A 22,881-nucleotide genomic window follows, 5' to 3' on the forward strand; every position below is an offset into this window, starting at 1 on the left:
ATGATCTCGTCCGAGGATCAGGTGCGCCTTGCGGACGCCATCCGCGAGGTGGAGGACAGGACGGCCGGCGAAGTCGTGGTGGTGGTGGCGGAGCAGGCCAGCGCCTACCGCTCGGTCCCGCTTCTCTGGGCGCTTCTCGCCGCGCTCGTCGCGCCCTGGCCGCTGATCGAGATCACGACCCTTGCCGCCTCGCGCATCTTCCTGGTCCAGCTTGTGGTCGCCCTGGTCCTGAGCGTTTTCCTGTCATGGCCGAAGCGGCGCTACGCCCTGGTGCCGCGCTTCATCAAGCATGCCCGCGCCCACGAGGCCGCCGCCCGCGAGTTCATCCGCCGCGGCCTCACCCGCACCCGGGAGAAGACGGGCGTGCTGATCTACGTGGCGCTCGCCGAGCACTATGCCGAGATCCTGGCCGATACGGGCATCGCGGACCAGGTCGATCCGAAGGTCTGGGCCGACATCATCGCCGATCTGACGGGCGCCATCCGGGAGGGCCGGATCGCCGACGGGCTTGTCGGCGCGATCCGGCATACGGGCGACATTCTCGCGGAACACGCCCCCGCGCGCTTCGACGACACGGACGAGCTGCCGAACAAGGTGATCCTGCTCTGAGGGCTAGTTGAGGCTGGCGCTCTTGGCCGCGCCCAGGATCGGGCCGGGCAGATTGCCCTTGGAGACCTGGAGCAGCACCACATAGCCGTCGCCGCCCTGGCGGGCGGTATCCAGCGATACCTCGTAGCGGGCGGAGCCGCCGCGCCATTCGCCGACGCGCACAAGAGCCCGGACCACGTTGGCGTAGGTGACCGTCTTGCCCTCGTTCTCGCCCTTGCCGATCGGCACCGTGTGCGAGCGCAGGACAGGCATGACCCAGACCTCGGCGGAGCGCTCCTCGGTCTTCTCCTTTTCATCGACGGCGATGGTGACGACGCCGTTCTGCTCCGTGAGCGCGATATCGACCGGCAGGCCCTGGCCTCCGTGGGAGGCGGCCTGGATGGTCTTCTCGATGGTGGCCTTGTCGGAGCCGATGCAGGATTTCCGGCCGTTCACGATCATCTGCGGCGTGAAGACCTGCCTGTCCTTGCGGCCATGGGCATAGGCCTTCTGGCGCTTGGTGAAGGACGTATGGGCAAGGGTGTCCTTCCAGCCGAGATAATCCCAGTAATTCACGGGAAAGGAGACGGCGACGATATCGGGCCGGCGCGCATATTCGGCCAGCTGTTTATCCGCCGGCGGGCAGGAGGAGCAGCCCTGACTCGTGAAGAGCTCAAGGACGGCGCGAGGCGGATCGGCCAGGGCAGGGCCCATGAGGGCCGCCGTGCCGAGCGCCGCCAGCAACCATTTCAATCGTGACACCATGATGCGGGCCATGGAACACGAATCAGTCCCTAATGGGAACTCACTTTAGCTTGAACCGTCCCCTGAACCTTGGGGGGAACCCGCCAGCGGCGATGCATCCAGAGCCACTGCTCAGGGTTTTCCCGCACCCAGGTCTCGACCACGGAGGTCATGACCTGCATGGCGCCCTCCACATTGATCTGCCCGTCCGGATCGCGGGGCAGGTTGAGGGGCGGCGTGAGCTGCAGCCGGAAACGGTGGTTGGGGAGGCGGATCACCCGAACCCCGTGGACCGGGCAGTCGAAGCGGCGGGCGAATTTCCCCAGGATCGGGTTCACGAGGGCCGGGCGGCCCATGAAGTTGACCACCACGCCCCGGGTGAAGTGCTGGTCGATGAGCATGCCGAGATGGCCGCCCTTTTCCAGCGCTCCCTGCATGGCGAAGGCTGCGCCCTGGCGGGCCGCCTCCAGCCCGCCCATGGTCTCGCTGCGGATCTCGTGCAGCACGCGGGCGATGGCCGGGTCGTTGGGCGCGCGGAACACCGCCGTGGCGTCGAGCCCGAACCGGGCGGCGCAGATGGCGGGCAGCTCCCAATTGGCGAGATGGGCGGAGAAGATGATGCCGGGCTGCCCGTCGTCGCGCAGGCTGAGGAAGTGCTCGATGCCGTCCACCTCGGTGCGCCCGACGGCCTCGCTGTCGGGATCGTAGTCGAAGAGGCGGCCAAGATGCGGATATTCCCCGCCCGTGCGGCCGAGATTGTCCCAGGCTGCGAGCGCGAGCGCCTTCACCTCGGCCTCGGTCTTCTCCGGATAGACGGCGCGGATGTTGTTGAGCGCCGTTCTGTGAGCCCCGAGCCACGGCCCGATCCAGCGCGCGAGCGCCGCTCCGACCGCTCCCGACCGTTCTGGGCCAAGCGCCCGCGACAGGGCGAAGACGCTGCGCACCACGCCGACCATGACGGTCTCGGTCAGGCGCGAGACGAGGCTGCGAGGGCGTTTGGAATTCTGCACGAAATCGGGTCCTGAGCTGGTGGGTCGCGGCAAGCGGCCGTCAAGCGAAGCCATGCCTCATTCCGCGGGAAGCCTGCTTCGTCAAGGCCTTGCGGCGCGGCAGCTTGTCCTTCCGGCGCTCAGAAGGTCACGATCACCTTGCCGAAGACCTTGCGGCCTTCCAGGCGCTCCAGGCCCTTCTGGAACTCGTCGAGGGGGAAGACCGAGTCGATGACCGGGGTCATGCCTTCCGCCATCTTGTCGAGGGACTGGCTGATGTTCTCGATCCGGCAGCCGAAGGAGCCGAAGATCCGGTACTGCTGCTGGAAGAGCTGCATCAGGTTCATGGTGGTGGAGACGCCCGAGGTCGAGCCGCAGGTGACGAGACGGCCGCCCCGCTTGAGGCAGAGCAGCGAGCCGTTCCAGGTCTCCGCGCCCACATGCTCGAACACCACGTCGACGCCCTTGCGCTTCGTCAGCTGGCGCACCTCGCCCTCGAAGCGTTCCGTGCGGTAGTTGATGACGTAGTCGGCGCCCAGAGCCTTCGCCTTCTCGCCCTTCTCGTCGTCGCCCACCGTCGTATAGACCGTGCAGCCGATGGCCTTCGCCATCTTGATCGCCGCCGTGCCGATGCCGGAGCCGCCGGCATGGACCAGGATCGACTCGCCCGGTTCGAGCTTGGCGTTGTCGAAGAGCATGTGCTGCACGGTGCCGAACCCGATGGGCGCGCAGGCCGCCTGTTCGAAGCTGACGCCCTTCGGCACCGGGATCACGAGGCGCTCGGGCCGGTTGATCAGCTCGCGGGCGAAGCCGTCGATGTGAAAGCCCATGATCCCGGCGACGTTCTCGCAGAGATTGTCACGGCCTTCCCGGCAGGCCTTGCAATGGCCGCAGGTCTCGGCCCCGTACATGGTGACCGGGTCGCCCGCCCTGAAGCGCGTCACACCCTCGCCCACCGCCGCGATCTCGCCGGACGCCTCGACGCCTACCGCCTGGGGCATCTTGCGCTTGGCGAAGGCCATGCCGCGAAAGCCCCAGACATCGAGGAAGTTCAGCGCCAGCGCCCGCACCCGCACCTGGACCTCGCCGGGCCCGGGAGGCGGGGGAGCCTCGATCTCGGTGATGCGAAGATCACGGTCGCCGAAGAGCTGAAGGGAGCGCATGCATAAAATCCTTGCAGTGCAAAGACGTGGATGGCCGGGACAAGCCGGCCATGACGCGGAGAAACTGTTTGCGGCGGCTTAAAGGGCGGCGGGGCGGATGGCAAGTTCAGGCTCATACCCGCAGGTGCAGGTCTTCGCTCCACCCGGGAAGCCGGGCCTCACGACCTCAGGGAGCGCTGTCAGCCGCAATCGTGCCCTGCGCTGCGATCACTCGCATTGCATCCAGCATCTCGTGATGCATCTCGGTCAGGCGGGACATTTCGTCTTCGGTCAGTTCGCGAACTTCGCCGTGGAGCCAGCCTAAATGGATCGCCATTTCCTGCTGGTAGAAGCTGAAGCTCCCGTAAGGGCGCTTGGGATCGATCGCCGGCCTGGGCCAAGAGCCCTCCTCGAAACCTTCAAGCGGAGCGGTGTCCCATTCGAACCACATCCGCTTCGCGAGAGTCAGATGATCCTGCGTCAATTCAAACGGACGCCCTTCGACGCCGTAGGTGCCCGGCTGCAGCCGAAACTGCCGCAGGTAGGAATTCAGGACCGTGGTCATGTCGGCATGGCGTCTGGCGAATTTGGGAACGGGCGCCTTGCCGGTCATGGCAGCGATATCCTTCAGCGGATCGGGCGACCCGTAAGGCTGCTCCGTATCGACGCGCGGGGCACCCACTTCAATCGTACTCCAGGCGAACCGAGGACGACGGATGAGCATGAGGTGCTGTTCGGTCAGCTTCATCTTTGAGCTGGTCTCATCCGGCTCGTGACCTTCCCAGACCTCCAGGGCCTCTTCGGGAATAGTCTCGACTTCGGTGACGAGCATCCTGATCATCTGATTGAGGACGGTGTCCTGCTGGATCTCCGCGACAAGGCTCGCTTTGTCACGGGGAACGCCCTCCTCCAAATCACCTTCCTCCAAGACATAGTCTGCCGTCTGCTCGGCCAGCTTGCGCATCAGCTCGTCGTGACCTGCCACACCCTCGTTGTGAAGAGCCGTCGCCTGCTGAAGGATGAACCACATCGTGAAGGGGGACTGCAGGAAAGGGAGAGCCATAGCGCATATCCGTGTTATTTTATAACAGATACAGCCCGCTCACCTTTCCCGCAACATGAAGATCAGCGGTGCACGCCCAGCATCGCCGTGAGCCCGCCGTCGATGGGGAGCACCGCGCCGGTGATGTAGGCGGCAGGCTCGCTCATGAGGAAGGCCGCCAGACCTGCGATCTCCTCGGGCCTCGCGAAGCGCCCGGCGGGGATCTGCTTTTCCATGCTCTCGCGATAGGCGGCGTAGGGGGCCATCATGTCGGTGTCGATGAAGCCGGGGGCGATCACGTTGACGGTCACGCCGCGCTTGGCGGTCTCGACGGAGAGCGTACGGCAATAGGAGATCAGCGCGCCCTTGGAGGCGGCATAGGCCGCGTTGCCGGGATTGCCCTGGAGCGCGGCCACCGAGCCTATGGCGACGATGCGCCCGGCCTTCGCGCGGATCATGCCGCGCATGAGGGATTTCGCGATGCGGGTCAGCGACCAGAAGTTCACCTGCATGGCGGCTTCGGCCTTGTCCTGCTGCATCATGGCGGCGAGCGCATCGTAGGACTGGCCGGCATTGTGGACGAGCCCGAAGAAGCTCTCGCCTTCCAGCACCTCGCAGAAGGCCTCCAGCGCCGCCTTGTCGGCGAGGTCCACCGCATGGGCCTTGATGGCGCGGCCGGGATGCGCCGTCATCAGCTCGTCGGCGAGCGCCTTGGCGGCGTCCGCGGAGGAACGGTAGGTGAAGTCCACGTCGTGGCCGGCCGCCGCGAGTGCGCGCACGGTTGCCGCGCCGACGCCCTTGCCGCCGCCGGTAACGAGAATGCGGGTCATGGTCTCAGGCCCCCTTGGGCTCGGCCCCGAAGACGAGGCAGGTGTTCTGGCCGCCGAAGCCGAAGGAGTTCGAGAGCACGAAATCGACCTTTGCGTCGCGGGCCACGTTCGGCACCACGTCGAGCGGAATCGCCGGGTCCGGCACGTGGTAGTTGATGGTCGGCGGAATGCGGCCGGTGCTGAGGGTCAGCAGCGACATCACCGCCTCCACCGCGCCGGCGGCAGTGAGCGTGTGGCCGATCATCGACTTGTTCGACGAGATCGGGAGGCTCGCCATGCGCTCGCCGAACACGGCGGTGCAGCTCATGGCCTCCATCTTGTCGTTCTCCGGCGTCGAGGTGCCGTGGGCGTTGATGGTGTCGATATCGTTTGGCGATACGCCCGCATCGGCGAGCGCCTGGTTGATCGCCGCGATCGCCGGCGAGCCGTCGGGGGAGGAGCGGGTGCGATGGAAGCCGTCGCCCTTCTCGCCGCAGCCGAGCACGTACCCGAGGATCTTTGCGCCGCGGGCCTTGGCCTTTTCCGCGTTCTCGAGGACCAGCGCCGCGCCGCCCTCGCCCATGACGAAGCCGTCGCGGTTCTTGGAGAAGGGTTTGGAGGCGGCCTCCGGGTTCTCGTTCTGCGTCGACAGCGCCGAGAGCAGGGAGAAGCGGATGAGGGATTCCGGGTTCACGGACCCGTCGGTGCCGATGCAGAGCGCCGCATCGGCCTCGCCGCGGCGGATCGCCTCGACGCCGAGCTGGATCGCGGTCGCGCCGGACGAGCAGGCGGTCGAGAGCGAGATCGGCGAGCCCCGCGTGCCGAAGCGGTCGGCGACGCGGTCCGCCACCGTGCCAAAGATGAAGAGATCGTGCCAGGCCTTGAAGCGGCCGGTGGCGGCGGCCTTCAGCAGATCCTTGTAGGTGACGTCGCCGGTCTCGCCGGAGGCCTCGGCCAGCACCTCGCGCTGCGGCCATTCCATCTCGACAGGGGGAACGGCGATGAACAGCGCGCCCGGGAAATCGGTCGGCGCGAGACCCGACTGGCCCACCGCCTCCTCCGCCGCCAGCATGGCGAGGCGCTCGGAGAGCATGGGGGCGCAGAAGGGCTCGACCTTCACGGAATCGATGGTGCCGGCGATCGTGGTGCGCAGGCCCTCGGTGGGGAAGCGCTCGATGCGGTGGATGCCGGACCGGCCGGCCGTCAGCGCGGCCCAGGTCTCGTCCTTGCCCTGGCCGATGGAGGTGACGACGCCCATGCCGGTGACGGCGACGAGCGGACGGCCCTGTTTGTCGCGAAGCGCCATAGCCGTTCTCTCCTCAAGCTTTCACGAGGCGCACGGCGCCTTCGCCGCGCCAATGTCCGACGGAGGTGACGAGCGCCTCGGCGGCCTTTCCTTCGGAGATCAGGCCCGCCGCGAGCGCCACGCCCGTCGGGGCCTGGGCCTCCATGGTGTGGCCGACGAGATCGCCGGTCGCATGGACGGCCGCGCCGGGGGCGATGTCCTTCAGCGCCGCCAGCTCCTCCTCCGTGATGCCCTTCACGCCGGTCGCGCCGGAGATCACCGCATCGGGCTTTCCGCCGAGCTGCGCGGACAGGCCATGAAGCGCCTGCTCGACGCTGCCGGGCTTACGGCGGCTGCGGTCGGAGGCGACGCCGGCGATGGAGGCCAGCGGCTTCACGCCCCGGGCCTCCGCATGCTCGCGGGATTCGAGCACCAGGAAGCACGCGCCGGAGCCGAGAATCATGCCGCCGCCATCGGCGGGGCGCTCGCGGACCGGGGCATAAGGCTTCTTCCAGAGGAAGCCGCCCATTTCGTAGATGAGCAGCACGTCGGGCCGCTCGGCATTGTAGGCTCCGCCGACGAGGAAGATGTCGTCCTGCCCCGAGGCGATGCGCTCGCGGGCGATGCGCAGCGCGTCCACGCCGCTCGATTCCTCGCCCATGAAGGTGCGCGAGGCTCCCGTGACGCCGTGGACGATGGAGATGTTGCCGGCGAGAAGGTTCGAGAGCTGCGCAAGAAAGAGCGTCGGGCGCAGATCGCCCATCAGGCGCTCGTTGAGGAAGACGCCCGGATTTTCCGCCTGGCGCAGTCCGGTGAGGATCTGGCCGTCGACCGCGTAGTCGCGCTCGCCGCCGCCTGCCGCCACGATGAGCTGCATGCGGCCCTTGAGCGCCGCGTCGTCCTTGGCCTTCGCCGCGTCGAGGGCGAGGCCCGCCGCATAGCAGCCGAGCTTCTGCCAGGCTTCCATCTGCCGCTGGTCGGATTTCTTCGCGATCTGGCGGTCCCATTCCAGCGGCGCGACCGGATGGACCGGATGGGGCGCGAAGGTCTCGGCATCCGTGCGCGGAGCGCCGCCCGACAGCGCCGCAAGATGCGCCTCGAGCCCCTCGCCCGCCGAGGAGACGAGACCCACTCCCGTAATGACCACGTCGCGCATCAGGCTGTCTCCCCCAAGAGGCCGATGCGCTTGCCCTGGGCGCGCATCAGGCTGTCCATCCCATCCGGGAAGGGCATGATCCGGAAGCGCAGCTCCGCATCGCAGACCGGCTTGCCCTCCGTCATGATCTTCGCCTTGGTCACCGCATAGCCCGAGCCCTCATGCTCCAGCGTCGCGGTGACGGTGAGGACCGTACCAGGGGGCACGAAGGTGCGGAAGCGCGCCTTGTCGACGCCCATGAGGAACGGCATGTGGGAGAAGTCCGTCAGGCCCAGCACGAGATAGCCGGAGGCCTGCGCCATGGTCTCGGTCAGGAGCACGCCCGGCACGAGGGGATGGCCCGGGAAATGCCCCTCGAAGACGGGGCTTTCCATCGGCACGGTGGAGCGGGCCTCGATCCGCTTCGCATCGCGGTCGAGGCTCGTCACCTGGTCGATCATTTCAAAATATTCGAGGCGCATCCGGATTCCGTGACCCTGTCGCTCCCGGCGGGTGGAACGGGGAAGGAAATCCATGAGGCGGGGTTCGCGATGGATTGCCTCTCCGAGCCGGCCTGTCAGGTCCGGGCCGCCGGGGTGCGTCGTCTTGTCGTTGGGTTAGGCCTGCTTGGCGGCGACCAGGGCGTCGATGCGGGCGACGAGATTCTTGAGCACGAAGTACTCCTCGGCCGGCGCCTTGCCCTCGTTCACTTCCTGCGTCCACTGCTCCAGGGGCAGCTTGATGCCGAAGGCCTTGTCGATCGCAAAGGCGATGTCGAGGAAGGCCAGGGAGTCGATGCCGAGATCGTCGATGGCATGGCTCTCGGGCGTGATCTGCTCGCGCGGGATGTCGGCGGTCTCTGAAATGATGCCGGCGACGGTCTTGAAGGTAGACGACATGACGCCGCTCTCCTGAAGTGCTTGGTCTCGACGATGCATTGCCGCCAGGCCACGAAGCCCGGGTTTTCAGCCGCTCTTTCGTCAAGGAGGGGTTGTATTAGAACGCTCCCCTTACACGACGGACCGCCAAGCGGCAACGCCCTTGCCGCGCCTTCCTTTGCCCCGTGTGCTCCGGAGCACACGGGGCAAAGGAAGGCGGCGCGACGCCTCGGGACCGGTCACGCGCTCCGTTCGGCCTTGGGCGGGAGCGGAAACAGGGTCACGAAGCGCTCGGCCAGGGCGCGCTCGCCCTCCACCGTGAGCGCGCCCGCCCGCTCCAGGGCGTCGAGCGGCTGGCCGCCATAGATCGCCCCCGCCAGTATGGGCGGCGTCCCGGCGAAGACCAGGTCCGCCCCCTCCAGCGGGGCGCGCGCGATCTCGATCCGCCCTTCCGCGAGACGGGCGAGGAAGGTCTCATCGCCCAGGCGGAAGCCGATCCGGGCGTCGAGCCCCTCGGCGCGCTTCGGGTCCAGCATCGTCCGCAGAGAAAGGCAGAACGACGCGGCGCTGAAGGGCAGAGTGGGGTCGTGCCGGGGCGAGCGCGCCGCCCAGCGGCCCAGCGCCTGGAAGATCGGCTCGCTCTCGTAACCCCATTCCGTCAGTTCGTACACTTGGGCCGAGACGGGCGGCGGGAGCTTTCGCCGCACGAGCGCCCCCGCGGCCTCGAGCCCTTCGAGGCGCTGGGTGAGCACATTGGCGCTGATGCCGGGAAGGCTCTCGCGCAGGTCGCTGAACCGCTTCGGGCCGAGCATCAGCTCACGCATGACGAGGAGCGCCCAGCGCTCCCCCACGAGGTCGAGGGCATGGGCTGCGGCGCAGGCGTCCTCGTAATGGCGCCGCCGCGCCTCGGAAGTGTTAGTTATTTTTTCTAACTTCATAGTTGCTTTTTATAACTTTCTCGGGAATCAATGTCAAACCGACACACCGGAGGAAGAACCAATGTCCAAGCTGATCTTCGTGAACCTGCCCGTCGGCGACTTTGAGAAGTCCATCGCCTTCTACGAGGCCCTGGGCGCGGTCAAGAACGAGCAGTTCACCGACCACACCGCCGCCTGCATGGTCTTTTCCGAGACCATTCACGCCATGCTCCTGACCCACGACAAGTTCCGCCAGTTCACGCCCAAGGCCATCGCGGATGCGACCAAGACCTCGGAGGTGCTGATCTGCCTTTCCGCCGACAGCCGCGAAGAGGTGGACGGCACCATCGCCAAGGCCGGCGCTGCGGGCGGGCAGATCGATCCCGGCCCGAAGCAGGATTACGGCTTCATGTACGGGCGCAGCTTCGAGGATCCGGACGGGCACATCTGGGAGGTGATGTGGATGGACATGGCGGCCGCGAAGGAAGCCATGGGGGACATGGCGACGGCCTGACGGCCGGCCGCCAAGCAGAAATCGGCAGGCCGACGGGCCTGTGTCGAACACAGGGAGAAGACGATGCGTGTCATGGTTCTGGTGAAAGCGACAAAGGACAGCGAAGCGGGCCTCATGCCCTCGACCGAGGCCTTCGAGGCCATGGGAAAGTTCAACGAGGAACTGGCCGAAGCGGGAATCCTGCTCGCCGGCGAAGGCCTGAAGCCGTCGTCCCAGGGCAAGCGCGTGGCCTTCGACGGCCCGAGCCGCACCGTGATCGACGGGCCCTTTGCCGAGACCCGCGAGCTCGTCGCCGGCTTCTGGCTCTGGGAGGTCAGGGACATGGCCGAGGCGCTCGCATGGGTGAAGCGCTGCTCCAACCCAATGCCGGGACCCAGCGAGATCGAGATCCGCCCGCTCTATGAGACAGCCGACTTCGGCGAGGCTCTCACGCCGGAACTTGTCGCACAGGAAGACCGGATCCGCGAAAGAGTGTCCGGCCGCTGAAACCCCGTCGGCTGCCGATCCAGCTCGCCGCCATCGCGAGAAGCGGGCCTGAAGGCACCGTGTCGGCGCCCATCCAAGACAAAGGAGGAAACGATGAGCTATATCGACGGTTTCGTGATCCCCGTCCCCGACGGCAATCGGGAGGCCTACCGCGCGGTGGCCGCAAAAGCGGCGCCGATCTTCAAGGAATACGGCGCGCTGCGCATCGTGGAGTGCTGGGGCGACGACCTGCCCGACGGCAAGGTCACGGATTTCAAGGGCGCGGTGAAGGCCGAGGCCGGGGAGAACGTGGTGTTCTCCTGGATCGTCTGGCCCTCGAAGGAAGTGCGCGACGAAGCGACCCCGAAGGTCATGAACGACCCGAGGCTCGCCGAGCCCGACATGCCCTTCGACAGCAAGCGCCTGATCTATGGCGGGTTCGAGGTGCTGCTCGATACGGGAGAGGACCGCTAGCCGGACTGCGGCAATCGCCTCAGGTCCGGGCCGATTGATTAATCGGCACCCATCGCCCATAAGGGCCCCGGTCCCGGGCCGAAAGCTCGGGCCTTTTTCGTCACATTCGAGAGTCACCGAGTCGACGTGATCAACAGGTTCCTCAAGCCTGAAGTCCGCTATGCCCGGCGCATGGCCCGCATCGCCCGCTGGGACAAGCCCGTCGAAGGCGGCGCGGGACGCCTGCGCGCCTGGGCCAACATGCTCCTCGTCGATCACGGGGTGTTCCGGCTCATCTATCTCAACAAGCACCGGGTCTCGGACCGTCTCTGGCGCTCCGCCCAGCCCGCGCCGCACCAGATCGCGCGGCTGAAGGCCGAGGGCGTGCGCACCATCATCAACCTGCGCGGCGGACGCGAGCACGGCTCCTGGCAGCTCCAGAAGGAGATCTGCGGCCGTCTCGGCATCACGCTCACCGAATTCATCGTGCGCTCCCGCGGCGCGCCGGACCGGGAAACCCTGCTGAGGGCCAAGGAATTCTTCGACACCCTCGCCTATCCGGCGGTCCTGCACTGCAAGTCGGGCGCGGATCGCGCGGGCTTCGTCGCGGCGCTCTACCTTCTCGTCCATGAGGGCCGGAGCGTGGACGAGGCGCAGCGGCAGCTCCATGTCCGCTACGGCCATTTCCGCTTCTCCAAGACCGGCATTCTCGACGCCTTCTTCGACCTCTACCGTAAGGAGGGCGAGGCCAAGGGCATTCCGTTCCTGACCTGGGTCGAGACGCACTACGATCCGGAAGCCCTGGAGCGCAGCTTCCGCCCCGGCTTCTGGTCCAACATCCTCGTCGACCGGATCATGCGGCGGGAATAGGCTTCGCCCTCACGCCGGCCTACCCTCCCCTCATCCTGAGGAGCCGCAAAGCGGCGTCTCGAAGGATGATCCAGAGCGCACCGGAGACGCCTCGTCCTTCGAGACGCTACGCTCCTCAGGATGAGGCTGCGGGATTACTTCCTGATTCAGGAGGACGCCGCCAGGCGCGGCTCGCTGTCGTCCGACAGTTGCAGACGGTGCAGGCGGGCGTAGGAACCGCCCATGGCGATCAGCACGTCGTGCGAGCCCGTCTCCACCACGCGCCCCTGCTCCATCACCACGATGTTGTCCGCGTCGCGCACGGTCGAAAGCCGGTGCGCGATGACCAGCGTCGTGCGGCCTTTCATGAGCCTGCGGATGGCGTCCTGCACCAGGCGCTCGGATTCGGAATCGAGCGCGCTCGTCGCCTCGTCAAGCAGCAGGATCGGCGCATTCTTCAGGAAGGCACGGGCCAGCGACACGCGCTGGCGCTCGCCGCCCGAGAGGCGTCCGCCGGCAGGGCCCACCACCGTGTCGTAGCCATCGGGGAGCTTCATGATGAAATCATGCGCCGCGGCGGCCTTCGCCGCCTCCACGATGTCTTCGTGCGATGCGTTCGCGCGACCGAAGGCGATATTCGCGCGCACCGTGTCGTCGAAGAGCACCACGTCCTGGCTGACCACCGCGATGGCGGAACGCAGGCTCTCCAGCGTCACGTCGCGGATGTCCTGCCCGTCGATCAGGACGGCTCCGTCCGTGACGTCGTAGAGGCGCGGCACGAGGGAGAGGAGCGTCGACTTGCCCGAGCCCGACCGGCCGACGAGCGCCGTGGTGCGTCCGCCCTCGGCCGTCAGGTCGACGCGGTGGAGGGCCGTCGCCTCGCCGCCATAGGAGAAGCTCAAGGCAGAGAAACGGATCTCGCCGCCCGCGAGCGCGAGCGGCCTGGCGCCGGGCCTGTCGCGGATGTCAGGCTCCTCGTCCATCACGGCGAAGGTGCGCTGGAGGGCGGCTGCCGCCTCCTGGACGATGGCGTTGAAATTGCCGAGCGCGCGGATCGGCTGGGCGGCCATGATGAGCGCGGTGACGAAGGCGATGAAGTCGCCAACGGTGCTTTCGCCCGAGAGGATCCGCTGCCCGATCAGCAGCAGCACCGCCGCGACGGCAAGCCCGCCGCCGACCTCGAGCAGCGGATCGAGCCGCCCGCGGGCATTCGCCGCCTTCATCTTGAGACGGCGGACCTCGTCGAAGGTCCTGGCCGCCTTGCCCTTGAGATAGCCCTCCAGCCGGTAGGTCTTGGCGATCCGCGTGCCGGCGAGACTCTCGGCGATGAGACTCGCCATCTGGCCCGCCTGCTCCTGTGTGCAGATCGCCACGCGGCGCAGCTTCCGGCCGATCCTGTCGATGGGATAGGCGATGATCGGGGCGACGATGCCGGCCACCAGCGTCAGGACCGGGTCGATCCAGAGCATGGCCACGACCAGGGCGACGATGGTGGCGATCTCGCGCAGGAAGACCGTCGAGAGGCGGGTGAGCGCCTCGCGGATGAAGAGGAAATCCGTGGTGAAGCGCTGCGTCAGCGCCGCCGGGCTTTCACGCCCGATCTGGGCGAGATCCGCCTCGATCATGCGGCCGTAGAGGGCGGTCTGCATGTCCGCCTCGATCTTCGTGACGACCCTGTTGGTCAGCACGGTCAGGGCCAGCAGCGAGAAGCCGCGCACGAAGGTCACCGCCACCACGACGGCGGGCCCGAGCCGGAGGACGGTCTCGTCCTTCGTGGCGAAGGCGTCGAAGGCGATCTTGATGAGGTAGGTGTAGAGCGAGGTCGCGCCCGCGACGATGGCGATGAGCACCACCACCACCGCCAGCGTCTTCACATGGGGACGCATCCAGTCCCGCCACAGGCGGCGGATCAGGGGAAGGGTGTCGCCCCGGAGGAGGCTTTTGCGGGCCATGACGCTGCTGGAACTCTTGTGATCGTGGGCCCGCGGTTAGCACGCGAGCCCCGCAGGCGGCAAATTCCCCTCTGCCGCAGCCGCCTCAGACGGCCTTCAGATGCCGGATCGGACGGCCCGGCGCGATCATCTCCGCGGCGGCGATGATGCCTTGAGCGTCGATGCCGAAATGGCGGTAGAGGTCCTTGACCGTGCCGGTCTGGCCGAAATGCTCGACGCCCAGCGAGCGCGTGCGGTGGCCCATGACCGAGCCCATCCAGGCCAGCGTCGCCGGATGCCCGTCGATCACGGTCACGAGCCCGCAATGGGGCGGCACCTCGGCGAGAAGCCGCTCCACATGGCTTCGCGCATGGACGAGGCCGCGTTCGCGGGCGCGCTGCGCCGCCGTCCAGCCGGCATTGAGCCGGTCGGCGGAGGTGATGGCCAGCAGGCCGATGTCGCGCCGGTCCTCGGCCATGAGGCCCACCGCCTCGATGGCTTCCGGCGCGACCGCGCCCGTATAGGCGACGACGACCTGGGCGTTGGGACCGGGCTTTCTGAGCCAGTACGCCCCCGCCATGATGTCGTCGGCCAGATCCGGCGTCATCTCGCGGCGTGGCTGCTCCAGGGTGCGGGTGGACAGGCGCAGGTAGACCGAGCCGCCGGTCTCGTCGCGCAGCCACGTCCTCTCGTCGGGCTCGCCCCCCTCGCGCTGCATGTAGTCGAAGGCCCAGCGCATGATGACGGAAAGCTCGTCCACGAAGGCGGGCTCGAAGGAGGCGAGCCCGTCCTGCGCCATGCCGACGAGCGGCGTGCCGATGGACTGGTGCGCGCCGCCCTCGGGCGCCAGCGTCACGCCCGAGGGCGTGGCGACGATCATGAAGCGGGCGTCCTGATAGCAGGCATAGTTCAGCGCATCCGCGCCGCGATAGATGAACGGGTCGTAGAGGGTGCCGATCGGCAGGATCCGCTCCCCGAACAGCGAATGCGAAAGGCCCAGCGCCGAGAGCACGATGAACAGGTTCATCTCGGCGATGCCGAGCTCGATATGCTGGCCCTCCGGCGAGAATTCCCAGTTGTAGGTCGAGGGAATCCGCTCCTTCTTGAAAGTATCCACGAGGCTCTCGCGAGCGAACAGACCGCGACGGTTCACCCAGGCCCCGAGATTGGTCGAGACCGTCACGTCCGGCGCGGTGGTGACGACGCGCTCGGCGAGAGGCTGGTCGGAGCGCGCGAGCTCGTTGAGGATGAGGCCGAAGCCCTGCTGGGTCGACATGGAGGGATTGGCCGGGAAGGTCAGCTTGTCCGGCACCGGCACCTTCGGAGCCGCATGGCGGCGGGTGCCCTTCTGGACGAAGGGCACGGCCTTCAGGAACTTTTCGATTCCCGCCTGCGGGACGTTGAGCCCCTCGAACTTGTCCCATTCATGGCCGGGGCGCACGTTCTGAGCGGCGCGCCAGGCCTCCATCTGGGACGGCGTGAGCAGGCCCGAATGGTTGTCCTTGTGCCCCGCGAGCGGCAGGCCGAAGCCCTTGATGGTGTAGGCGAGGAAGCAGACCGGCCGGTCGTGCTGCCGCGCCTTCTCGAAGGCGTCGAGCAGGCTCGGGAGATCGTGCCCGCCGAGATTGGACATGAGCCGCGCCAGTTCCTCGTCCGAGCGCTTCTCGATGAGGCGCGTGACCGGCCCCTGGTCGCCGAGGTCGTCCAGCAGGCGCTTGCGCCAGGCGGCCCCGCCCTGGAAGGTGAGCGCGGAATAGAGCTGGTTGGGGCAGGAATCGATCCAGTCCCTCAGGCGCTCGCCGCCGGGCTCCTTGAAAGCCTCCTGCATCAGCGAGCCGTGCTTGAGGATCACCACCTCCCAGCCGAAATTGCGGAAAAGGGCCTCGAAGCGCTGCCACAGGCCCTCGCGGATCACCGCGTCCAGGCTCTGGCGGTTGTAGTCGATGATCCACCACGTGTTGCGGATGCCGTGCTTCCAGCCCTCCAGCAGCGCCTCGAAGATGTTGCCCTCGTCCATCTCCGCGTCGCCCACGAGCGAGATCATGCGGCCTTCAGGAATATCCTTGGCCCAGCCATGGGCCTTCACGTAGTCCTGCACGAGGCTCGCAAAGAGCGTCTGCGCGACGCCGAGGCCCACGGAGCCGGTGGAGAAATCCACGTCATCCCCGTCCTTGGTGCGGGAGGGATAGGATTGCGCGCCCTTGTAGCCGCGGAAATTCTCCAGCTTCTCCCGGGTCTGGTTGCCGAAGAGGTACTGGATCGCGTGGAAGATCGGGCTCGCATGGGGCTTCACCGCCACCCGGTCCTCCGGGCGCAGCGCCGAGAAATAGAGCGCGGTCAGGATCGTCGAGAGCGAGGCCGAGGAGGCCTGATGCCCGCCGACCTTCATGCCGTCCTCGTTGGGACGCAGGTGATTGGCGTTGTGGATGGTCCAGGTCGAGAGCCAGAGCACCTTGCGCTCGAGTTCCTTCAGAAATTCAAGGTGCTGCGCGTCGGCCATATGGGTCCTCCCGGGTGATGCGGCGCTTCCAGACCGCCCTCCCGTGCCGGCGAGGCCAGGGGCGGGGTCGCATCGGTTCGTCGTGAGGAGGACTCTTAGCAGGAAGCGGCTGGCTGCGCATCCGGGCAACAAAAAACCGCCCTAAGGCGGTTTTTGTAGATCCAGTGGGTTCTGGAAATTGGAGCGGGCGAAGGGATTCGAACCCTCGACCCCAACCTTGGCAAGGTTGTGCTCTACCCCTGAGCTACACCCGCGCTCCGCGATGCCGAGGCATCTTTGCGAGGCCGCTGATTTGCCCCAAAACGATTCACTTTGCAAGGGGTTTTCGAAGAAGTTTTTGCGGAACGCTTGAGCCTTCCGGGCAGGCTCGGTAGAAGCCGGGCATCACCGGAGTCCGTTCAGCCTTGGCCCATCTCTCCCCGCAAGAGCTCCTGGATCGCCTCGCCACCCTCGGCATCCCCGCCGAGACCGTCGAGCACGAGCCCGTCTTCACGGTTGCCGAATCGCGCCCCGTCAAGGCGCGGATCCCGGGCGCCCATTCCAAGAACCTCTTCGTGAAGGACAAGAAGGGGCGCTTCTTCCTCATTACCGCCAAGGACGAGACTCCCATCGACCTCAAGCGCACCCACGAGGCCATCGGCGCGTCGGGCCGCCTCTCCTTCGGCTCGGCGGAGCAGCTGCGGGAGCTTTTGGGCGTGGAGCCGGGCTCGGTGACGCCTTTCGCCGTTGCGAACGACGCCGAGGGCCGGGTCACGATGATCCTCGACGCCAACCTGATGGAGCACGAGCGGGTGAACTTTCATCCCCTCGTGAATTCCATGACCACGGGCGTTTCCCGGGAGGGTCTTCTGACGTTCCTCAAGGCCACAGGACACGAACCGCTCATCCTGCGCCTGCCCGAGCCCCCGGCGGAATTGTCACAGGGCTCCCAAGCTCCCATCTAGGGAGCAGCTTCCCACCACGATTTCCTGCGAGGATCGCATGCTCTCCGACAATCCTATCCCCGGAACTCCCTCCGATGATCTCGTGAAGGACACCACCACGGCCACGTTCCGCCAGGACGTTCTGGCCGAATCGATGAACCAGCCCGTGCTGGTCGATTTCTGGGCCCCCTGGTGCGGTCCCTGCAAACAGCTCACCCCGGTGCTGGAAAAGGCCGTGCGCGCCGCCGGCGGCAAGGTGAAGCTGGTGAAGATGAACATCGACGAGCACCCGCAGATCGCGGGCCAGCTCGGCGTGCAATCGATTCCCGCCGTCTTCGCCTTCCAGCGCGGCCAGCCGGTGGACGGCTTCATGGGCGCGCTGCCGGAAAGCCAGATCAAGACCTTCATCGAGCGCCTCGTCGGGCCGCTCGGGCCCAGCGCCGTGGAGGAGGTTCTGGCCGAGGCCGACCGCCTGGCGGCGGCGGGCGATGCGGCCGGTGCGGCGGAGCTTTATGTTGCAGTCCTGTCCCAGGATCCTGAGAACGTGGCGGCGCTGGCGGCCATCGTGAAGCTTCACGTGGAGCTGGGCGATCTCGAAGGCGCGAAGCGCTTCCTCGCCATGGCGCCGGCGGACAAGGCGAACGATCCGGCGGTTGCCGGCGCCCGCGCGGCGATCGAGCTCGCCGAGCAGGCCGCCTCACTCGGCGACACGACCGAGCTTCAGCGCAAGGTGGAGGCCGATCCCGCCGATCACCAGGCGCGCTTCGATCTGGCGCTTGCGCTCAACGCGCGCGGACGGCGCGAAGAAGCTGTCTACCACCTCCTTGAAATCGTCCGGCGGGACCGCAATTGGAACGATGACGGCGCGCGCAAGCAGCTCGTTCAGTTCTTCGAGGCCTGGGGCCCGACGGACGAGATGACTCTCGCAGGTCGGCGGAGACTCTCCTCGATCCTGTTTGCCTGACGCAGCCGGCCAACGGGGAGATCGGCATGGGAATGAACGCGGTATACCGGGGGCCGGAAGATTGCCCATCGGTCATCCCCGTCTTTCCCCTTCCCGGAGCGCTCCTCCTGCCCCGCGGCCAGATGCCGCTCAACATCTTCGAGCCGCGTTACCTCGCCTTGGTGGACGACGCCCTGAAGGGTGAGCGCATCATCGGCATGGTGCAGCCGGATGCGGAGAGCAATGCTACCTCGACGACGCCGAAGCTCTACCATGTGGGCTGCGCGGGCCGCATCACCCAGCTCGCCGAGACCGGCGACGGGCGCTACCTCATCACCCTCGTCGGCGTTTCGCGCTTCCGCATCGAGGAGGAGTTGCCCCAGACGACGCTCTACCGCCGGTGCCGCGTGAATTTCGAGCCCTTCACCGTCGACTTCACCGCGCGCGCCGGCGAGCAGGAAGTTAACCGGGCGGGCGTCGTGAAGGCCCTGCGCGATTTCGTCGATGCGGCGCATGTGAAAGTCGATTGGCGCGGCATCGAGGAGGCCCCCAACGAGGCTCTCGTCAACGCCCTGTGCATGATGAGCCCCTTCGGCGTGCGCGAGAAGCAGGCCCTGCTCGAAGCACCCGACCTCAAGACGCGCGCAGAGGTTCTCATCGCTTTGACGGAAATCGAACTCGCCCGTGGCGGCGAGGGCTCCGATTCGACTTTGCAATAGGATTGATCCGATGACCCAGGATACATCTCAGCCGGTCGAGGCCACCCGGGCCGACCCCAAGCTGCTCGAACTCCTCGTCTGTCCCCTGACGAAGGAATCGCTCGATTACGACGCTGCGCGCCAGGAGCTCATCAGCCGCCGCGCCAAGCTCGCCTACCCGATCCGCGACGGCATCCCGATCATGCTGCCGGAAGAAGCGCGGCAGATCACGGATTGAGACTTCCTCCCTCCCTGCCGGGGAGGGAGTTCCGGCGTCACCTCCGCTGTGCGATCGCCTCCGCCAGCGCCACGACCCGCTTCGCCATCTCGGCGTGAAGCCGCTCCACCATGCGCCCGTCCAGGCTGATGACGCCCTTTCCCGCATTCTCCGGCCGCTCGAAGGCCGCGATGATGGCGCGCGCGCGCGCGACCTCTTCCGCCGACGGCGCGAAGATCTCGTTCGCCGCGGCGATCTGGTTCGGATGGATCAGGGTCTTGCCGTCGAAGCCGCAATCGCGGCCCTGCTCGCATTCCTCGCGGAACCCCGCCGCATCATCGATGCCGTTATGGACGCCGTCCAGAATGTCGATGCCGGAGGCCCGTGCGGCGGCGAGCGCCGTCATGAGCCAGGGCAGCATCGCCGCGCGTCCGGGCGCAAGCCGGGTGCGGGTGTCTTTCGCCAGATCGTTCGTGCCCATGACGAAACAGGCGAGCCGCGTGTCCACGTCGTGGGCGGCGCTGGCGATGCTCCGCGCCTCGAGGATCGCCAGCGGCGTCTCGATCATCGCCCAGACCTGCATCCGCTCCGCCACGCCGAGCCGCCTGAGGCGCAGGCCCACCGCCGCGAGCGTCTCCACCGACGAGACTTTCGGGACGAGAACCGCATCCGGCCCGGCAGCCGCAACGGCGGCCAGATCCGCCTCGCCCCAGGGGGTGTCGAGGGCGTTGATGCGGATCACCACCTCCCGCGGGCCGTAGCCGCCGCCCGCAACCGCCGCGCAGGCCTGCTCGCGGGCGCTTTCCTTCATGTCGGGCGCGACCGCATCCTCCAGGTCGAAGATCACGGCATCCGCAGGCAGGGTCTTCGCCTTCTCCAGGGCGCGGATATTGGAGGCCGGCATGTAGAGAGCGCTGCGGCGCGGGCGGATGGCGGTCATGGTCTTTCCTCGTGCGGCCTGTGAGTTGTAATCGGGCATCCGGTGGCAGAGCAATGTCATTCCCGGCGAGCGAAGCGAGGGAAGGGAATCCGGATACGGGCTCCCGGAATATGGATCCCCTTCCCGGCCGCAAAGCGGCCGCCGGGGATGACATGGAGGAGGCTGGGAATGTGGGTCGCAGGGATCGATGGGTGCCGGGCGGGGTGGATCGCGGCGCTGATGCGCGCGGGCGATCCGCAATCCGTCCGCATCGTGACCGCGCCGTCGCTGGCCGACATTCTCGACGGGCCGGACGAGCCCGGGATCGTGGCCGTCGACATGCCCATCGGACTGCCCGACGCCACGCAGGGGTCCGGCCGGGAGCCGGAACGGCTGATCCGCCCGCTCCTCGGCCAGCGGCAATCCTCGGTCTTCGCCATTCCCTCGCGCCGGGCCGTCTTCACTGCGGATTACGGGGAAGCCTGCGCCATCGCGCTCGCCACCTCCGATCCCCCGAAGAAGGTCTCGCGCCAGGGCTTCGCCATCTTTCCCAAGATCCGGGAGATCGACGCGCTGCTGCGCTCCCGTCCCGATCTTCTGTCCCGCATCCACGAGGTCCACCCGGAGCTCGCCTTCTGGGCGCTCAACGGAAGGTGGGCGCTCGACGAGCCGAAGAAGGTGAAGGGCACGCCCTATCCTCCGGGTCTGGCCCTGCGCCGGAGGCTTCTCGCGCGATCCGGGTTCCTGCCGGAGACAATCATCCACGCCGCCCCGCCGCCGGGGGCCGCCGCGGACGACCTTCTCGATGCGCTCGCGGGCTTGACCGTCGCGCTCGATATCGCGAGAGGTGGGGGACAGCCATTTCCCGACCCGCCGGGCCGGGACTCCCACGGCCTTCCCGTCGCCATCTGGACGCTCCGCAGGTAACCCATGACCATCGCCCGCGCCGATATCGAAGCAGCCCATGCCCGCATCGCCCCCCATATCCGCCGCACGCCGGTCCTGAACCAGGCCGGGGCTTTCGGCCATGACGGGCCGGTGAGCCTGAAGCTGGAATTCCTGCAGCACGCGGGCTCGTTCAAGACCCGCGGCGCCTTCAACACGCTCCTGTCGCAGCCCGTGACCGAGGCCGGAGTCGCTGCGGCCTCTGGCGGCAATCACGGCGCGGCGGTGGCCTATGCGGCGAAGCAGCTCGGCGTGAAGGCCCGCATCTTCGTTCCCGAAATCTCCAGCCCCGCCAAGATCGCCGTCATCCGCTCGCACGGAGCGGAGGTGGTGATCGGCGGCGCGCGCTATGCGGACGCGCAGGAAGCCTGCGACCGTTACGTGGCCGAGACGGGGGCGCTGCGCATCCACCCCTTCGCGGCCGAGAGCACCATCGCGGGCCAGGGCACGGCGGGTCTCGAATGGGAGCAGGACGCCCCCGCCCTCGAAACGGTTCTCGTCGCGGTCGGCGGCGGCGGCCTCATCAGCGGCGTCGCGAGCTGGTGGGCGGGCCGGGTGAAGGTGGTGGGCGTGGAGCCGGAAGGCTCGCGGGCGCTCCACGCGGCGCTTGCCGCCGGAGGGCCGGTGGACGTGGATGTCGATTCCGTCGCTGCGGATTCCCTCGGCGCGAAGAATACCGGCGATCTCGTCTATTCCATGTGCCGCCAGACGGTCGATCATGTGGCCCTCGTGAAGGACGAGGCGATCCGCGATGCGCAGGGGCTTCTCTGGCGCGAGTACCGCATCGCCTCCGAGCCCGGCGGCGCGGCGGCGCTCGCTGCGCTGATCTCCGGCGCCTACAGGCCTCGCGCCGGCGAGCGGGTCGGCGTGCTCCTGTGCGGAGCCAATGTCGAGCTGAAGCGGCTCGCCGAACTCGTGCCCTGACGGAGCCCCGTCCTCCGCCGCGCCCCCTTTCACCTGCACCGGGTCCGTTCCGTGAACCTTTTCGAACTTGCAGCCCAGAACCTCCTCTCGCCGATGGTCCTCTTCTTCGCGCTGGGGCTCGCGGCGGCCCTCGCGCGCTCGGATCTGACGGTCCCGGAGGCGGTGGCGAAGACGCTGGCGCTCTACCTCATGCTCGCCATCGGCTTCAAAGGCGGCGCGGAGGTGGCGGCAGGCGGCGTCACCCTTCAGATGATCGGCGTGATGGGCGTCGGGATCGTCCTGTCCTTTCTCATTCCGGTCATCGGCTTTGCACTTCTGCGCGCGTTCTCGCGCCTCTCCACCGTCGATGCCGCGGCGGTGGCGGCGCATTACGGATCGATCTCCATCGTCACCTTCATCGCGGCGACGGAGATCGTGCGGGGGCAGGGACTGCCGTTCGAGGGATACATCGTCGCCGTCGCGGCGGTGATGGAGACGCCCGCGATCCTGTCCGCTCTGCTCCTCGCCCGCAGCGGCCAGAAGGCCAAGCCCGGACGCGAGGGCCTGGGACCGCTGCTGCATGAGGTCGGCCTCAACGGCTCGGTGGTCATGCTCGTGGGATCCTTCCTCATCGGCTGGGCGACGGGCGCGAAGGGGCTCGCGACGATCGCACCCTTCATCGTCGACCCGTTCCGCGGCGTGCTCTGCCTGTTCCTGCTCGACATGGGACTCGTCGCCGGGCGCGGCATGCGGGAGGGCGCGCGCCACCTCTCCCCGCCCGTGCTGGGCTTCGGCATCGTCATGCCGCTCATCAGCGCGGCGCTCGCGACGCTCGCCATCTGGCCGCTCGGCCTCTCGCCGGGCGGAGCGGCTTTGTTCATCACGCTTGCGGCCTCCGCCTCCTACATCGCCGTGCCGGCGGCCATGCGCCTTGCCCTTCCGGAGGCGAGGCCAGCGATCTATCTCACCCTGTCGCTCGGGGTGACGTTCCCCTTCAACCTGTCCCTGGGCATCCCGCTCTATCTAGCGCTCGCCGGGCTGGCGGCGGGCTAGAGCATCGTGCGGAAAAGTGGATCCGGTTTTCCGCACTCA

Annotated in this window: 25 protein-coding genes and 1 tRNA gene; 12 read left to right on the plus strand and 14 right to left on the minus strand. The window is 67.4% G+C overall.

The features are described from left to right. Positions 1 to 609 (plus strand): TPM domain-containing protein, encoded by a 609-nt coding sequence (locus LG661_RS03740; protein WP_230530521.1) that lies wholly within the window; start codon positions 1 to 3, stop codon positions 607 to 609. 3 nt (positions 610 to 612) lie between these two features. On the opposite strand, the gene LG661_RS03745 is transcribed toward LG661_RS03740, so the two are convergent. The 10 genes from LG661_RS03745 to LG661_RS03790 all read right to left on the minus strand — a co-directional run bounded on the left by LG661_RS03745 (position 613) and on the right by LG661_RS03790 (position 9,550). Beyond that, complete coding sequence (locus LG661_RS03745) at positions 613 to 1,365, minus strand: DUF1223 domain-containing protein (protein ID WP_230530522.1); 753 nt, start codon at positions 1,363 to 1,365, stop codon at positions 613 to 615. A gap of 17 nt (positions 1,366 to 1,382) precedes the next feature. Beyond that, the gene (locus LG661_RS03750) at positions 1,383 to 2,342 is read right to left on the minus strand and encodes a lipid A biosynthesis lauroyl acyltransferase (RefSeq protein ID WP_268995429.1); all 960 of its coding nucleotides are present in this window, start codon (positions 2,340 to 2,342) and stop codon (positions 1,383 to 1,385) included. Positions 2,343 to 2,461: 119 nt separating this feature from the next. Further along, positions 2,462 to 3,484, minus strand: a complete 1,023-nt coding sequence (locus LG661_RS03755) for a zinc-binding dehydrogenase (RefSeq protein WP_230530523.1) — start codon at positions 3,482 to 3,484, stop codon at positions 2,462 to 2,464. 166 nt (positions 3,485 to 3,650) lie between these two features. Continuing rightward, entirely contained in the window at positions 3,651 to 4,427 is a 777-nt protein-coding gene (locus LG661_RS03760; protein ID WP_230530524.1) for a hypothetical protein, read from the minus strand. Positions 4,428 to 4,588: 161 nt separating this feature from the next. Then, positions 4,589 to 5,335, minus strand: coding sequence for an SDR family oxidoreductase (locus tag LG661_RS03765; protein ID WP_230530525.1), 747 nt, complete (start codon positions 5,333 to 5,335; stop codon positions 4,589 to 4,591). A 4-nt stretch (positions 5,336 to 5,339) separates the two neighbouring features. Continuing rightward, on the minus strand, positions 5,340 to 6,620 hold the full coding sequence (locus LG661_RS03770; protein ID WP_230530526.1) for a beta-ketoacyl-ACP synthase: 1,281 nt from the start codon (positions 6,618 to 6,620) through the stop codon (positions 5,340 to 5,342). Between the two features lie 13 nt (positions 6,621 to 6,633). Then, entirely contained in the window at positions 6,634 to 7,755 is a 1,122-nt protein-coding gene (locus LG661_RS03775; protein ID WP_230530527.1) for a beta-ketoacyl-ACP synthase, read from the minus strand. Then, positions 7,755 to 8,216 carry a 3-hydroxyacyl-ACP dehydratase FabZ family protein gene (locus LG661_RS03780; protein WP_230530528.1) on the minus strand — a complete coding sequence of 154 codons (462 nt, stop codon included), beginning with the start codon at positions 8,214 to 8,216 and terminating at the stop codon, positions 7,755 to 7,757. Before LG661_RS03780 ends, LG661_RS03775 begins: the two co-directional genes overlap by 1 nt. A 135-nt stretch (positions 8,217 to 8,351) precedes the next feature. After that, entirely contained in the window at positions 8,352 to 8,633 is a 282-nt protein-coding gene (locus LG661_RS03785) for an acyl carrier protein (RefSeq protein ID WP_230530529.1), read from the minus strand. 218 nt (positions 8,634 to 8,851) lie between these two features. Further along, complete coding sequence (locus LG661_RS03790) at positions 8,852 to 9,550, minus strand: winged helix-turn-helix transcriptional regulator (RefSeq protein ID WP_230530530.1); 699 nt, start codon at positions 9,548 to 9,550, stop codon at positions 8,852 to 8,854. Positions 9,551 to 9,611: 61 nt separating this feature from the next. Here LG661_RS03790 and LG661_RS03795 point away from each other — a divergent pair, with 61 nt between their 5' ends. From LG661_RS03795 to LG661_RS03810, 4 genes are all read left to right on the plus strand, one after another. Then, positions 9,612 to 10,043, plus strand: coding sequence for a VOC family protein (locus LG661_RS03795; RefSeq protein WP_230530531.1), 432 nt, complete (start codon positions 9,612 to 9,614; stop codon positions 10,041 to 10,043). A 63-nt stretch (positions 10,044 to 10,106) separates the two neighbouring features. Then, on the plus strand, positions 10,107 to 10,529 hold the full coding sequence (locus tag LG661_RS03800) for a YciI family protein (protein WP_230530532.1): 423 nt from the start codon (positions 10,107 to 10,109) through the stop codon (positions 10,527 to 10,529). A gap of 93 nt (positions 10,530 to 10,622) precedes the next feature. Continuing rightward, on the plus strand, positions 10,623 to 10,982 hold the full coding sequence (locus tag LG661_RS03805; protein WP_230530533.1) for a DUF1428 domain-containing protein: 360 nt from the start codon (positions 10,623 to 10,625) through the stop codon (positions 10,980 to 10,982). A 126-nt stretch (positions 10,983 to 11,108) separates the two neighbouring features. Next, the gene (locus tag LG661_RS03810) at positions 11,109 to 11,831 is read left to right on the plus strand and encodes a fused DSP-PTPase phosphatase/NAD kinase-like protein (RefSeq protein ID WP_230530534.1); all 723 of its coding nucleotides are present in this window, start codon (positions 11,109 to 11,111) and stop codon (positions 11,829 to 11,831) included. Positions 11,832 to 11,977: 146 nt separating this feature from the next. On the opposite strand, the gene LG661_RS03815 is transcribed toward LG661_RS03810, so the two are convergent. The 3 genes from LG661_RS03815 to LG661_RS03825 all read right to left on the minus strand — a co-directional run bounded on the left by LG661_RS03815 (position 11,978) and on the right by LG661_RS03825 (position 16,495). Next, the gene (locus LG661_RS03815) at positions 11,978 to 13,762 is read right to left on the minus strand and encodes an ABC transporter ATP-binding protein (RefSeq protein WP_230530535.1); all 1,785 of its coding nucleotides are present in this window, start codon (positions 13,760 to 13,762) and stop codon (positions 11,978 to 11,980) included. Positions 13,763 to 13,847: 85 nt separating this feature from the next. Further along, positions 13,848 to 16,241 carry a transketolase-like TK C-terminal-containing protein gene (locus LG661_RS03820; RefSeq protein ID WP_230530536.1) on the minus strand — a complete coding sequence of 798 codons (2,394 nt, stop codon included), beginning with the start codon at positions 16,239 to 16,241 and terminating at the stop codon, positions 13,848 to 13,850. A 179-nt stretch (positions 16,242 to 16,420) separates the two neighbouring features. Continuing rightward, positions 16,421 to 16,495, minus strand: a tRNA-Gly gene (locus LG661_RS03825). Between the two features lie 150 nt (positions 16,496 to 16,645). On the opposite strand from LG661_RS03825, the gene LG661_RS03830 reads away from it, so the two are divergent. From LG661_RS03830 to LG661_RS03845, 4 genes are read left to right on the plus strand one after another with little or no spacing between them, the layout of a single operon-like run. Then, positions 16,646 to 17,185, plus strand: coding sequence for a prolyl-tRNA synthetase associated domain-containing protein (locus LG661_RS03830; protein WP_230530537.1), 540 nt, complete (start codon positions 16,646 to 16,648; stop codon positions 17,183 to 17,185). A gap of 37 nt (positions 17,186 to 17,222) precedes the next feature. After that, complete coding sequence (trxA, locus tag LG661_RS03835) at positions 17,223 to 18,128, plus strand: thioredoxin (protein ID WP_230530538.1); 906 nt, start codon at positions 17,223 to 17,225, stop codon at positions 18,126 to 18,128. 26 nt (positions 18,129 to 18,154) lie between these two features. Next, a complete protein-coding gene (locus tag LG661_RS03840) occupies positions 18,155 to 18,826 on the plus strand; it encodes an LON peptidase substrate-binding domain-containing protein (protein ID WP_230530539.1) in 672 nt (223 codons plus the stop codon). Between the two features lie 10 nt (positions 18,827 to 18,836). After that, positions 18,837 to 19,043, plus strand: a complete 207-nt coding sequence (locus tag LG661_RS03845) for a Trm112 family protein (RefSeq protein ID WP_230530540.1) — start codon at positions 18,837 to 18,839, stop codon at positions 19,041 to 19,043. Positions 19,044 to 19,080: 37 nt separating this feature from the next. On the opposite strand, the gene LG661_RS03850 is transcribed toward LG661_RS03845, so the two are convergent. Next, positions 19,081 to 19,962: an HpcH/HpaI aldolase/citrate lyase family protein gene (locus tag LG661_RS03850; protein WP_230530541.1), complete on the minus strand. Its 882-nt coding sequence runs from the start codon at positions 19,960 to 19,962 to the stop codon at positions 19,081 to 19,083. A 168-nt stretch (positions 19,963 to 20,130) separates the two neighbouring features. Between LG661_RS03850 and LG661_RS03855 the strand changes: the two genes are divergently transcribed. Genes LG661_RS03855 through LG661_RS03865 form a run of 3 tightly spaced genes read left to right on the plus strand, consistent with a single transcriptional unit; the run spans position 20,131 to position 22,842 of the window. Next, positions 20,131 to 20,868, plus strand: a complete 738-nt coding sequence (locus LG661_RS03855) for a DUF429 domain-containing protein (protein ID WP_230530542.1) — start codon at positions 20,131 to 20,133, stop codon at positions 20,866 to 20,868. A gap of 3 nt (positions 20,869 to 20,871) precedes the next feature. Then, positions 20,872 to 21,810, plus strand: a complete 939-nt coding sequence (locus LG661_RS03860) for a threonine/serine dehydratase (RefSeq protein WP_230530543.1) — start codon at positions 20,872 to 20,874, stop codon at positions 21,808 to 21,810. A gap of 51 nt (positions 21,811 to 21,861) precedes the next feature. Beyond that, positions 21,862 to 22,842, plus strand: coding sequence for a sodium-dependent bicarbonate transport family permease (locus tag LG661_RS03865; RefSeq protein ID WP_230530544.1), 981 nt, complete (start codon positions 21,862 to 21,864; stop codon positions 22,840 to 22,842). The last annotated feature ends 39 nt before the right edge of the window (positions 22,843 to 22,881 follow it).

Source organism: Microvirga roseola (assembly GCF_020866965.1).
Taxonomy (GTDB): Bacteria; Pseudomonadota; Alphaproteobacteria; order Rhizobiales; family Beijerinckiaceae; genus Microvirga; species Microvirga roseola.